Source organism: Noviherbaspirillum galbum (assembly GCF_010974945.1).
GTDB classification, from domain to species: domain Bacteria; phylum Pseudomonadota; class Gammaproteobacteria; order Burkholderiales; family Burkholderiaceae_D; genus Noviherbaspirillum; species Noviherbaspirillum galbum.
The window spans coordinates 1-11,648 of record NZ_JAAIVB010000022.1; the positions used below are offsets into that span (position 1 = coordinate 1).

The following is an 11,648-nucleotide window of genomic DNA, read 5'->3' on the forward strand; positions in this document are numbered from 1 at the left end:
CATCTGGCGCAAGATCAGCTTCGGTACGCAATCGCCACGCGGCTCGCGTTATGTCGAGCGCATCATGACCGTCGCCGGCAGTTGCAGGCTGCAAGGCCGCAACGTGCTCTGCTTCCTCACCCGGGCGATTCAGGCGCACTGGGGCCACGGCACGGCGCCTTCACTGGTTCCAGCTTAATTCTCTGCACGATTCATCACGAATTCCTCGCCGTCGTGGCAGGGTGAACGGTTACGAAATTAAGTTCATTGCTGGCAAAGCTGAAGCTGGGGCCAAAGAAGGCCGGCATGGCAAAAGCCTTGGTACCGCCACGCACGACGCTCATGGCGCGGGAGTCGAGGTCGGCAGAAACGGACAGGTCGTTGATGGTGAGCTTGGTCATGGTAATTTCCTTGGTTGCGAGAGGTTGGGTGGGTAAGTGCGTCAGTGGCACTTGATCTCTCTATTGCAGAGAGTGTGCCAGGCGAAGCATCCGGTTGCCGGAACACGCCAAGTCATTGAATGGAAAAGGAAATGCCTGTCTTGCAATGACGATCTGATAGTAGTTGCGAGGCGATGAACGCAAGAACATGTGGGACTGCAACCAACACTACGGCTACCGCTGTCAGACTGTTGCTAACAGTTCGTTCCATCTAAAGAAAGCCACAGCTGGTGAGCGACGTGCGGCAAGTTCAACGACTTGGTCGGAACACATCCAATACAGGCACGGCGGACTAGGCACAGCTAGCCATCAGTGCTGGGCCCAGTATCCAGGTCGCCATGAAAGTTGTTCGTAATAGAAAGACTGCCCAGTCCACGACGAGGGCTACCATAAGGTTAGGTCAGTAAAGTGTTGGGCCAACAGGCGCTCATGCAGGTTTAGCGCAGCCCGCGAATTCCGGCTCGGGTCGTCCCTGTCTACGGTTGCCTACGCTGGTCCATCTACAGTAGTCCCCATACCATTGGTGTCGTTTCTTATGTTCGGTGTTGGTTGATGCCCTACAGCATAGAGGCAGCAGTATGCTCCGACCCAACACGCCAGGCCGGCAAGGCCTGACGGTTTCGACAACGTATCGCCCTTGTCATCCTGCTCTTTGCCTTTGCAATCAACGGCTTGCCTGCGCCCTGCTCCCCTTCTCCGTGCGCTGCCTCCCCGCTGGCACAGTCCCTGCGATAGAGAGATCGAGTGCCACTGATTCACTCATCCAACCTACCCCACTATCCAGGAGATTCGCCATGACCACTCTGACCATCAAAGACCTTGCCACTTCCTCCGACCTCGATGCGGCTGCCATGCGCGGCGTGCGCGGCGGCACCCACCAGTTCGCCATGCCGTCGTTCTTCGGCCCGCAGTTCGCGCTGGCCTTCAGCGACACCAACATCACTGCCTCGCAGTCGCTCGGCCAGTCGCAAAACACCCAGGTCAACAACGGCAACAATGCCGCGTTCGTCAATGGCATCACGGCCAACGTGGCGCCCACCCAGAACGGCAGCAACAACATCCGTCTGTACTAAGCCACTCCAGCGGAGCAGTGCACAGACTGCTCCGCCCAACCGATTCAAGGAGAAATAACATGTCTGCACTCGCAATACACGATCTGGAAGCCAGCCGTGACCTCGACAAGAAAGCCATGGAAGATGTACGTGGCGGGAATTCATGGCTGGCGGGCCTGGGTCCGGTTGCCAACGTCAATGTGGGCGTCAACCAGAACATCCAGCAACTACAGAATGTGCAGGTCAATGCACTCAACAACGTCGGTGTCATCGGTCCGAATTTTGGCGGACTTAAGCTCGATGTCAGCCCCGCTCAGTGGGCCAATGCCGCTCTGGCGCTCTGAAAACTTTGCACACGGCGACCTTTACGAAAAAGTCGCTTACTTTCATCACTTTAAGTGAACTATCTGGAAATTAAAGCGTGCGGTTATCTGTGCGATGCAAGTGTATGTATGGCTTGAACGCTACACAATCCTAAAGCTTGAGCTGAGACTTTGAGGCGTGTTGACGTCATGCTGCTCTGGCTCCATCAACATGTCAGGCCCTTGCTTGATTCGCTTTTTGAGTGGGGTGCTCGAAATAGGATTTGTGCGAAGCTTGCGTTCCTGCAGCAGGCGCCAAGCGGCGGGAATGACAAAAAGGCTTAAGAGCGGTGCGGTGACCATGCCCCCAATCATTGGGGCAGCGAGTCGAGACATGATTTCGTGGCCGGCACCGGCGCCAACCATCAATGGGATAAGGCCGGCCAGGATGACAGCGACCTGTTGAATTTCACTTAAAACTGACCCACTATTTTCATCGAAATCTGACCCACCCTGTTTTTCGTAATTTAAACGATTTCTGTGGATAAGTCCTCTGGTCTGGGTTTGGCCTCTCCTTTCTTTACTGATTTTCTGCCGTGTGCCTTGCAGGTCGATTCGCTGTGCTTGAAGCGCCAGGATTCGTTTCCGGTTTCGACGATATGGCAGTGGTGAGTCAGGCGGTCCAATAGCGCCGTCGTCATCTTGGCATCGCCAAATACCTTGGGCCATTCCCCAAAGCTCAAATTGGTCGTGATCGCCACGCTGGTTCGCTCGTACAATTTCGACAGCAGATGAAACAGCAAGGCGCCACCGGCCTGACTGAACGGCAAATAACCCAGCTCATCCAAAATCACAAGATCGACATACATCAGCCGATGCGCAATCTGTCCCTGCTTGCCGGCTGCTTTTTCCAGCTCCAGCGCATTGGCCAGTTCGATCGTGGAGAAGAAGCGCACCCGTTTGCCATACTTTCTGATGGCTTCAATTCCCAAGGAGCTCGCCAGATGCGTCTTGCCGGTGCCGGGCCCGCCGATGAACACCAGATTGTGCCCGGCATCGAGAAACGAGAGTGTGTGCAATTGCCGCACCAGTGCCCCATCCACGCGACTTTCCGTAAAATCAAAGCCATGTAAATCCCGGTGCCCCGGGAACCTGGCGGCCGTCATCTGGTACGCAATGGATCGCACTTCCCGGTCCGCCGTCTCGGATTTCAAGAGTTGCAGCATGAAGTGTTCGGGATCAAAGTCCACCATTCTGGATTGTGCCGTCAACTCGAACCAGCTGTGCGCCATGCCATGCAGTTTGAGTTCTTTCAATTTACTGATGATGTCAGTCGACATGTTCGTTCTCCAGGATCGTGCGCAATTGTTCATACCGGTCGACATTGGCCACCGGCTCTTCCTTGAGCCTCAAGGGCGTACTGACGATCGTTTCTTCGGGTGGCAAGCCCTTTAATCGGCCCAGTACATTGATGACATGCTCGCCGCTGGGTCGTCCCGATTCCAGCGCCAATTCCACTGCTACTAGCACCGCATCCAAACCATGCACGGGGACCGCCGACAGCACCTGCGCCATCACCCTGTCGCCGCCTGGATGCTTCAGCAAATGCCGCTGCAGATGCAATAACGGCTCCGGCATGCCGGCAAACGGCGCGCCGTTGCGCAATGCGCCCGGTTTCTGGCCAATGATCGGAATGTAATGTTGCCAGTCGTAGCATGTTTGGAGCCGCTCGAACTGACGCACATGACGGGCGACTTCTTCGCCGTCTGCCACAATCACCAGCGTATCGGGATAAATGCGCAGGCTCACCACCTGGTGGGCGTGTGGAGTGGGGATGCTGTAGCGGTTGCGCTGGAAGTGGATCAGGCTGGTGGCCGAGACCCGTACCGGTTGTTCGACGTAGCCATCGAATGCCTTGGGCATGGGCATCAAATGTACGCGCTCATCTTGCAGGACATCGGCCACCGTCATGGCCGGCCACTGGGGATGGGACATGGTCTCCCAGGCACGAATGCATTGCTCTGCCAGCCAAACATTCAATTCGGCCAGTGTCTTCCAGCGCTGTTCTGCCGCCTGATGCCAGATTTGCCGGCGCCGATCCTGCACATTCTTCTCCACAATTCCCTTCTCCCAGCCGGAGGCGATATTGCAGAAATCGGGTTCGAACAGGTAATGGCCGCACATGGCGTCAAAGCGGGCGTTGACCGTGTGCTCCTTGCCTTTGTGAACGCGGTCAACGGCGGTCTTCATATTGTCGTAGACGCCTCGGCGGGGAATGCCACCGAAAGCGGCAAACGAGCGGGTATGGGCGTCGAACAGCATTTCAAGGCTTTGGGTGTAATACGCCACCAGCCAGAATGCACGTGAGGACGCGAGCTTGCAGTGCGCTACTTCCAGGCGGCGGCGCAGGCCGCCGATGAAGACGTACTCGCAGCTCCAGTCGAATTGGAACGCATCACCATGGGCAAAGGCCAGTGGTACGAACGCCTTGCGGTTCGGGGCGTCGTTCAATTCCTGGCGCAGCTGCCGGGCGCGAATGGCGATGCGGGTGTAGCTGCCGGCATAGCCCTGCGCTTTTAATGCCTCGAACATCGCTTTGGACGTGCGCCTGTCCCGCTTGGGCCGATGGCTATTGGCGCCAATCCACTGCCGCAATTGGTCAACGTACGGATCGACGATGCTCTTGTTCTGCCGGTCGGGATACGTCAGTTCGGTCATGTCCGGCTGGCGCAGCCAGTGCCGGATGGTGTTTCTGGATAGGTTGGTGCGTCTGGCGATCTCTCGTATCGAGAGCTTGTCGCGCAAATGCAGCCGCCTGATCTTGGCTAATATGCCCACGGTGATCACTCCTAGTCCTCCTGCTCGTTTCTTGAGCAGGTGATTCAATCACGTGGGTCAAATTTGGGGGAAAACTACTGCAAAAGGTGGGTCAATTTTGGGCGATCGTCAACAGCGCCAGGTACAGCACATCGGCCGCGCAGTTTGCTCAGCGCTTGCTTTAGCAGGAACAATGCCTGCATCTGGCGATCCACTTCCTCCATGTGCCGATCCAGGCAAGCGTTAACATCGCTGCAATCCTGCTCGGGAAAGTCAATCATCTGTACAAGCCGTTCAATTTCCTCAAGGGTCAGCCCCAGTGCCCGACAGTTTCTTATGAACAAAAGGCGTTCTACGTCTTTCGTGCTGTAGACGCGGTAATTGGCATCCGTGCGCTCGGGAGTCGCCAACAGGCCCTTTCGTTCGTAAAAGCGCACCGTGACGGGCTGGCAGCCTGTGGCCTTTGCTAACTCTCCAATCTTCATATGTCCTCCATTGACCTTATACCAAGTATAAGGTTTATCCTGCAATGAGATTCAACATTGGCCCAGGAGCATGTCGTGACAGGTCCGCATCAACCGCTTCGTCAAACCACCTTTTCGATTCCCAAGATGGACTGTCCATCCGAAGAAAACCTGATTCGCATGGCATTGGCTGGCAAAGGTGGTATCCAATCCGTGTCGTTCGACTTGGGAAAGCGTGAACTGCAGGCGATCCACCGTAGCGAGCCGGAACAGGTTCTCGCGCTCCTGTCACCGCTCAAGCTGGGGACAGTATTGCGTGATTCCAGCGAGTTGCCGCAAGAGGCAACCGGATTGCATGAGACGACGTTTTCGGTGTCCGCGATGGACTGTGTGTCGGAGGAGAATATCGTTCGTCTGGCCCTGGCTGAGGTCCCAGGCATTTCGTCGCTGACGTTCAATCTCGCCAAACGGGAACTGAAGGTAGTGCATCAGGGTGAAGCAATTCGTATTCTTGAACGACTTCGTCCACTGCGGCTAGGGGCGGAGATGCGGGAATCGCATCTGCTTGCATCGCCAGAAGGCAGCAGAACTCTTCGAAGCACTTGTTCCGTACCAAAGATGGATTGTCCATCGGAAGAAAACATGATCCGGATGGCGTTCGGCGATGTAGTAGGGGTCAAGTCATTGGCCTTTGACCTGCCCAACCGAAAGCTGGAAGTCGTGCATGAAAGCGATGCCCAGGTCCTGCTTGATCGACTGGCCCCGCTCAATCTGGGAGCAACGCTGAAGGACTCGGCGCCACTCTCGGCCACCGCGCAGATACCCACCTCGTCCAGCCAGGATGATGCCGACGAAGCGCGTACCTTGCGTCTTCTGCTCATGATCAACGGCGTGATGTTTTTCCTAGAGCTTGCGCTGGGATTGGTTGCCCAGTCCACCGGATTGATCGCGGATTCCCTGGACATGTTTGCCGACGCGGCGGTCTACGGCCTTGCGTTGTATGCCGTTGGCAAAGCGGCAAGCCTGAAGGTGCGTGCCGCGCGCGTCGCCGGTTGGCTGCAGCTGCTCCTGGCGCTGGGTGCACTTGCCGAGGTGATGCGGCGGTTTCTGTTTGGCAGTGAACCCGAATCGGTGCTCATGATGGGGGTAGGTGTGCTTGCACTTGCTGCCAATGTCACATGCCTGGTCCTGATTTCCAAAAAGCGGGACCGCGGAGCGCATATGACAGCCAGCTATATTTTTTCGGCCAACGATGTTATCGCGAATCTTGGCGTGATTGCCGCTGGCGTCCTAGTTGCCTTGACTGGCTCTCCGTATCCGGACCTCATTATCGGCACCATCATCGGCGTGGTCGTGATGAACGGCGCCCGTCGCATCCTTCAGCTGAGGTAAGTAGAGAATGGCTAACGCGAATGCTGGCAGGGGGCTGGCGATTGCCTTGGGGATCGCTGTCTTTGTGGCGGATGTTGCCTCTAAAGAGGCTGTCCTTCAGGTTTTCAAGCTGCATGAATCATCGGTGGTGACTCCATTCCTGAACCTGGGGTTCTGGCTAAATCCGGGCGCTGCGTTTAGCTTCTTGAGCGACGCTGCCGGCTGGCAGCGCTACTTCTTTTCAATCGTTGCCGCTGTTGCTATTACCTAGCTTGTCATGTCGATCATCTCCAACTCGGAGTTGAACAAACTGACTCGTGCAGCGTTCGCACTCATTGCAGGAGGAGCAGCAGGCAACCTGTATGATCGCCTTCTCCGCGGGGCGGTGGTTGACTGGATTGATTTGCATTGGGGCGCCTGGCACTGGCCGGCATTCAATTTGGCAGACTGCGGCATCGTGCTGGGCGCGGTGCTGGTTGTGGTTGGACCATGGGTCTTCAAAAGTCCTTCGCGCCACAGCTAGCCTTCTCCGGCACGCACCGGTAGCCGTGAAAAGCGACTCCCGCCGTTCTTGCGTGCTCATTCCGGTACAAAGCACTTACTCTTTCCCAAGGATGCGCTGAATATCAAGGTGAATGGGCATCCTGGCAAACATGCTGATGTTGGTGCCCCCGGTATTTCCGGTTGGGACCACGCCAACAGCTGATCCTAGTGCGCCCAGAACGATCCGAACGGCTTGTCCCCAGACTTGCGGAACTGAACGTCGCAACAAGCCAATGCGCAGCATATGCCAGTGTGTCTGCACGTGGGGTATCACGTAACGCTGTCCAACAACATGTGCACGTTCGAGGTGGATAAATGCATTATCGACGTCGCCTTCGGTCAATAGCCGATGTGCAGCAGCCATTTCGAGGTTAAAAGCATGGCGAACAGTTGGATTCATGATCAGCTCATCCTGTAGTCTGAATAGGTGAAGCCGCTGTCGACCAGCTTGCGCCATCGACGCTGACGGTGTCGGTAAAAGAACCATGCGAAGGCCCATACCACCGGGGTCAATATGCCTGCGCGAATATGTACTCGATCGGTGTACAGCGTGCCACCTTCAATGGGTACGAGCGTAATCCGGTGATCCCAGCGGTCGATCAGGCTTCCATAGGCATTGTCACGGAGAACAACACGGTTGGGATCGGTTGAGGCCACCGAAATGTTGATCGTTTGCTTTCCAAAGGGAAGAAAGCCAAATAATCGCAACTTCACGAGATATTTCTGGCTTTCCCAAAGGACTGGCAAAGCAGGCGGATCCATTGGCACGAAGCGCACTAGTGGCCACGAAACGTACTTGAGCAGCTGCGTGGACATGATTTGTTGAATGCACTGCTCAATCCCGCAAGGAAGTAACGTCGACTTTTCCACCAACATGTGAACCTCGCTTTCATTTTTTTGGCCGATTCAAGTGCGCTTGATTCTTCGCGCAACTACTAACTTTCTTGTGCTAATCACCATTTAAAACCCTGTAGGTACTACAGGGTTAACTGAAATTTTTTATGGCTCTGGCAAACATGAGAAGGTAAGTCTTCACTTTGCTTAGGAACAATCTTGTAAAATTGACACAAAGCATTATTTCTTCTTTTTTCTAGCCTTCCTTTTTTTCAGTTCCATGAGGAATTTTCCCTCTGGGCATTGTCCAAGATGGATTGGCCATTCATTTTCCGTCCTATGTCTCGATTAGCCGTTATCCACCTGAGCGATATCCACATTCACAGCGAAAAGGATCAATGCCTGTCGCAGGTGTCCGCCATCGCATCAGCATGCTTCCATAGCGCCCGCAAAGCCGATGCATGCCTGATCGCTATTACCGGTGATATAGCATTTTCGGGGGCAAAGGCTGAGTACATCGTTGCTACTGAACTCCTCATCGCACCGCTCGTACAGAAGTTGAAAGAAGAAACTGGGCGTCAAGTGTTCGTCGCAATGGTACCGGGCAACCACGACTGCGTGCTAAAGCCTAGCAATGTTGTCCGTGAAACGCTGATTGACGCTGTGGTAGAGGCGCCTGAAAAGGCAGAACTGGCTGATATGGTCGACCAGTGCACACAGGTCCAGAGTCACTTTTTTGAGTTTGCTCAGCATTCGCTTTTGCCAGCAGCCGTTATGCCATCCCGGCTGTTCTGGCAACAGGAATTTTATGTTGGCAAAAGATGCGTGCGCATTTCGTCACTCAATGCCGCTTGGATGTCTCGACTTCCGGAGGAGCAAGGCCAGTTGGTTTATCCGATCAACAAGTTCGAAGACCAGCTCGCTTCTCCTGCGTGCCTGCATTTGGCATTGCTGCATCATCCATTCAACTGGTACTGTCAGAGCGCATATCACCAACTGCGTAAGCGGCTGCGCCTGAGTTGCACCGCTGTTTTGAGTGGGCACGAACATATTGGCAACTCGGGGCAGATTGACGAGCAATTGACCGGCAGTTCGCTATTTTTCGAAGCGCCCGCATTGCAGCCACACGGTGGCACGGCTGATGCCGGCTTCAGCATACATCTCTTTGATTTGGATAACAAAGAGGTGTCAACACAGGGTTACAAACTAACCCGATCCGGCGTGGAGACATTGGGCGACGAAACCTGTTTTCACTGGAGCGATGACTCAATTGTCCACGGAGCTTTGGACCTGACGAGCGAATTCGCTAGCACGCTGGCTGACGCGGGTGGCAATTTCACGCATAGCGCCAAGGAAAAACTGACGATTGACGATATTTTTGTGTGGCCAGATGTCCGAAAGAAAAATGACGCCGATGTCGCTCGACAGCACACGCAAAGTGCAAGCGAGCTGACAGCTGCCATTGTACGCGGTGAGTCATTGCTGTTCTACGGCGACGAAAAATCCGGCAAGTCGACACTGCTACTGTGGTATTTCCGCGACCTGCTCTCCCGCGGTTTCGCGCCGGTACTCCTGTCTGGCACGGACCTGAACCTGAAAGGCGGATCATCTTCTGAGAAGCGTATTCAGCGAGCCATTACTGAACAATACAAGAATGCCGACACTGTTATGTCCCTTCCACGGGAGCGTCGCATTTTGCTCGTCGATGATATCGACCGCCTCAAATCCGGCCTGCACACGCTTCCAGCGCTGTTTGACTATGCCAATCGGCATTTCGCCGGCATCTGCCTGACTGCATGCACAGGCCTGGAGGTGACAAATCTGACTGACGCATCGGCGACAGCGGCACTGTCCACTTTTGACAGCTATGAATTGATGAAATTTGGCTTGAAGCTGCGCCACAGGCTGATTAAAAAATGGTGCTCTTTGTCATCGGTGGCTACCAAGCCGGAACTTGACCAGCGTGTCCATGACGTTGAAACCATCATGAACACGGTAATTGGCAAGCAACTAGTCCCAGAACACCCGATCTATCTGCTGATTCTTCTCCAAAGCTGTGAACAGCATCGCCACGGGGAGATTCAGAACAGCGGCCTGAGCTTTTACTATCAGTATTTGATTACAAAGAGCCTTGGTGAAGTTGGGGTCAAGCCCGGCGAACTCGATGAACACTTCAATTATCTTTCGATCCTCGCATGGCGCTTCCAGTCACAGGGGTGCAAGGCACTGGATATCATCGAACTTCGCGCGGCAAACAAGGAGTTTAGTGACCGGTATGTTACGGTTGATTTGGCAGAACGATTGCCTCTGCTGGTCCGGGCAAGGATCCTCACCAAACAGGGTGACTGTTATGGTTTTGCCTATCCATATGTGTACTATTTTTTCATCGGCCGATACTTATCGCGAAATCTGGATGACCCGGAAATCCGCGCTTGGGTCCAAGCCTCTTGTAAGAAGCTCTACCTGCGCGACCGTGCACATGCAATCATGTTCCTGACCCATCATGTGGAAAACAAATGGGTCATTGGTCAGATTTGCAATGTATTGCGTGACTGCTTTTCAGACAAAAAGCCAATTGAACTCAATGGAGACACTGAGTTTCTCAATGGTTTAGTCGAGAGATGCAACCAGATGACGCTGCCGTTGCCGAACGTCGATGAAAATCAGTCCGCGATTCGGGAAAAGCAAGATAACGCGGCAGTGCATGATGAGGGAGACGAGTCGGAAGAGTACGACTATTTAGACCTGACAGCAAAATGGAATCTATTGCACAAGACAGCTGAAATTGTCGGACTGATCTTGAAGAACCATTACGGCTCCCTAGAGCGCGGGCAGAAAAAGGAGATGATTCAGGAAGTGTTTGATGCTCCACTGCGCGCTTTACGGTTATGGCTTGAGGAGGTCGCAGAGCACATCCCGGAACTGCTTCAGGCATTATGTCAGCATGAATTGCAGGAAAATCCGCGGTTGGGCTATGAAGAGGCTGAAAAACGGGCGAAGAAGCGCGTGTTCAATCTTTTTGGCATGGTCGCTACTGGGACGATTGCTTCAGCCGGGGGATATGTTTCAGCCGAGAAACTTCGGGAAGATGTTACTCAAGTGGTCGATGCTCAACCAACCAATTCGTACCTACTCATTGGTGTAGCAGCGCGCCTGTTGCGACCAGGTGCGATCCCGCTTGATGCGGTCAAAAAGCTGGCCGGTGAGCTTGAAAAGCATCCATATGCGTTTGGTGTGCTGCAGTCCCTCGGCTTCGCGCACATGTACATGTACCACACCGATGAGCCACAAAAACAGGCGCTATGCAGTTCCTTGAAGATCTCGTTTGAGTCTGCAAAGGTAATTGAGATCAAAAAGCAGGCTAAGTTGCTGCGATAATCCATCTCTCGGCTTGCGGTGGTCAACAAGGCCCGTAATTGTCGCTTAACTAGAAGTGACTCTTCATTCTCAACCAGCGGACCGTTCGCTAGGCGGGCGCTGGCGGCTACATACTTCGGTGATATGCAGAAAGCGCATCAGAGCGCAATACCTGCGTTAGCCCACTGTGATGGACTGACGTCGAGCTTCAGGCCGCCGAAGTTAGGGCCAATGACACCGACGTTGTTCAGCGCATTGACCTGCACGTTTTGCAGCTGGGTGATGTTCTGGTTGACGCCGACATTGACGTTGGCAATCGGTCCCAGGCCCGCCAGCCAGGAATTGCCGCCGCGTACAACCGCCATGGCTTCCCGATCGAGTTCCTGACTGTCAGGCAGATCGCCAATCACAAGCTTGGACATGAATTTCTCCTTCGAAGGCCGCGGGGCATCCTGAATGACGCCCCGCGCGGGTGGATTAGAACAGGCT

At 54.4% G+C, this 11,648-nt stretch carries 11 protein-coding genes and 3 pseudogenes; 6 read left to right on the forward strand and 8 right to left on the reverse strand.

All coding sequences use genetic code 11. From position 1 onward, the window contains the following. Positions 1-178, forward strand: a pseudogene (locus tag G3574_RS07655) (IS66 family transposase); the annotation flags it as partial. A gap of 16 nt (positions 179-194) precedes the next feature. Here the strand turns inward: G3574_RS07655 and G3574_RS07660 are convergent. After that, the gene (locus G3574_RS07660) at positions 195-380 is read right to left on the reverse strand and encodes a hypothetical protein (RefSeq protein ID WP_163961686.1); all 186 of its coding nucleotides are present in this window, start codon (positions 378-380) and stop codon (positions 195-197) included. Between the two features lie 833 nt (positions 381-1,213). Between G3574_RS07660 and G3574_RS07665 the strand changes: the two genes are divergently transcribed. Together G3574_RS07665 and G3574_RS07670 are read left to right on the forward strand one after the other, a co-directional pair. Continuing rightward, positions 1,214-1,492 carry a hypothetical protein gene (locus tag G3574_RS07665; protein ID WP_163961688.1) on the forward strand — a complete coding sequence of 93 codons (279 nt, stop codon included), beginning with the start codon at positions 1,214-1,216 and terminating at the stop codon, positions 1,490-1,492. Between the two features lie 59 nt (positions 1,493-1,551). Beyond that, positions 1,552-1,815 carry a hypothetical protein gene (locus G3574_RS07670; RefSeq protein ID WP_163961690.1) on the forward strand — a complete coding sequence of 88 codons (264 nt, stop codon included), beginning with the start codon at positions 1,552-1,554 and terminating at the stop codon, positions 1,813-1,815. Positions 1,816-1,935: 120 nt separating this feature from the next. On the opposite strand, the pseudogene G3574_RS07675 reads toward G3574_RS07670, so the two are convergent. The 4 genes and pseudogenes from G3574_RS07675 to G3574_RS07690 form a co-directional block, all read right to left on the reverse strand. Beyond that, positions 1,936-2,232, reverse strand: a pseudogene (locus tag G3574_RS07675) (efflux RND transporter permease subunit); the annotation flags it as partial. A gap of 68 nt (positions 2,233-2,300) precedes the next feature. Beyond that, a complete protein-coding gene (istB, locus tag G3574_RS07680; protein ID WP_163961692.1) occupies positions 2,301-3,113 on the reverse strand; it encodes an IS21-like element helper ATPase IstB in 813 nt (270 codons plus the stop codon). Next, entirely contained in the window at positions 3,103-4,611 is a 1,509-nt protein-coding gene (istA, locus tag G3574_RS07685) for an IS21 family transposase (RefSeq protein WP_163961703.1), read from the reverse strand. The genes istB and istA overlap by 11 nt, the downstream gene beginning before the upstream one ends. A 74-nt stretch (positions 4,612-4,685) precedes the next feature. Then, positions 4,686-5,075, reverse strand: coding sequence for a MerR family transcriptional regulator (locus G3574_RS07690; protein ID WP_163961694.1), 390 nt, complete (start codon positions 5,073-5,075; stop codon positions 4,686-4,688). A gap of 309 nt (positions 5,076-5,384) precedes the next feature. Here G3574_RS07690 and G3574_RS07695 point away from each other — a divergent pair, with 309 nt between their 5' ends. Then, a complete protein-coding gene (locus G3574_RS07695) occupies positions 5,385-6,446 on the forward strand; it encodes a cation transporter (protein WP_407941648.1) in 1,062 nt (353 codons plus the stop codon). Positions 6,447-6,453: 7 nt separating this feature from the next. Then, positions 6,454-6,948 (forward strand): annotated as a pseudogene (gene lspA / locus G3574_RS07700) (signal peptidase II). A gap of 75 nt (positions 6,949-7,023) precedes the next feature. Here lspA and G3574_RS07705 read toward each other — a convergent pair. Further along, complete coding sequence (locus G3574_RS07705) at positions 7,024-7,368, reverse strand: DUF3703 domain-containing protein (protein ID WP_163961696.1); 345 nt, start codon at positions 7,366-7,368, stop codon at positions 7,024-7,026. 2 nt (positions 7,369-7,370) lie between these two features. Beyond that, positions 7,371-7,844: an SRPBCC family protein gene (locus tag G3574_RS07710; protein ID WP_163961698.1), complete on the reverse strand. Its 474-nt coding sequence runs from the start codon at positions 7,842-7,844 to the stop codon at positions 7,371-7,373. A 270-nt stretch (positions 7,845-8,114) separates the two neighbouring features. On the opposite strand from G3574_RS07710, the gene G3574_RS07715 reads away from it, so the two are divergent. Continuing rightward, positions 8,115-11,180: an STAND family AAA ATPase gene (locus G3574_RS07715; protein ID WP_235953159.1), complete on the forward strand. Its 3,066-nt coding sequence runs from the start codon at positions 8,115-8,117 to the stop codon at positions 11,178-11,180. Between the two features lie 137 nt (positions 11,181-11,317). Here the strand turns inward: G3574_RS07715 and G3574_RS07720 are convergent, their stop codons facing one another. After that, positions 11,318-11,581, reverse strand: a complete 264-nt coding sequence (locus G3574_RS07720; RefSeq protein WP_163961702.1) for a hypothetical protein — start codon at positions 11,579-11,581, stop codon at positions 11,318-11,320. Positions 11,582-11,648: the final 67 nt, after the last annotated feature.

What these genes read in the sequence shown, in the direction of transcription:
- G3574_RS07690 (WP_163961694.1), bottom strand. Translation starts at nt 5,075, where the DNA reads ATGAAGATTGGAGAGTTAGCAAAGGCCACAGGCTGCCAGCCCGTCACG.
- G3574_RS07665 (WP_163961688.1), top strand. Translation starts at nt 1,214, where the DNA reads ATGACCACTCTGACCATCAAAGACCTTGCCACTTCCTCCGACCTCGAT.
- G3574_RS07705 (WP_163961696.1), bottom strand. Translation starts at nt 7,368, where the DNA reads ATGAATCCAACTGTTCGCCATGCTTTTAACCTCGAAATGGCTGCTGCA.
- G3574_RS07660 (WP_163961686.1), bottom strand. Translation starts at nt 380, where the DNA reads ATGACCAAGCTCACCATCAACGACCTGTCCGTTTCTGCCGACCTCGAC.
- G3574_RS07670 (WP_163961690.1), top strand. Translation starts at nt 1,552, where the DNA reads ATGTCTGCACTCGCAATACACGATCTGGAAGCCAGCCGTGACCTCGAC.
- G3574_RS07710 (WP_163961698.1), bottom strand. Translation starts at nt 7,844, where the DNA reads ATGTTGGTGGAAAAGTCGACGTTACTTCCTTGCGGGATTGAGCAGTGC.
- G3574_RS07715 (WP_235953159.1), top strand. Translation starts at nt 8,115, where the DNA reads ATGGATTGGCCATTCATTTTCCGTCCTATGTCTCGATTAGCCGTTATC.
- istB (WP_163961692.1), bottom strand. Translation starts at nt 3,113, where the DNA reads ATGTCGACTGACATCATCAGTAAATTGAAAGAACTCAAACTGCATGGC.
- G3574_RS07720 (WP_163961702.1), bottom strand. Translation starts at nt 11,581, where the DNA reads ATGTCCAAGCTTGTGATTGGCGATCTGCCTGACAGTCAGGAACTCGAT.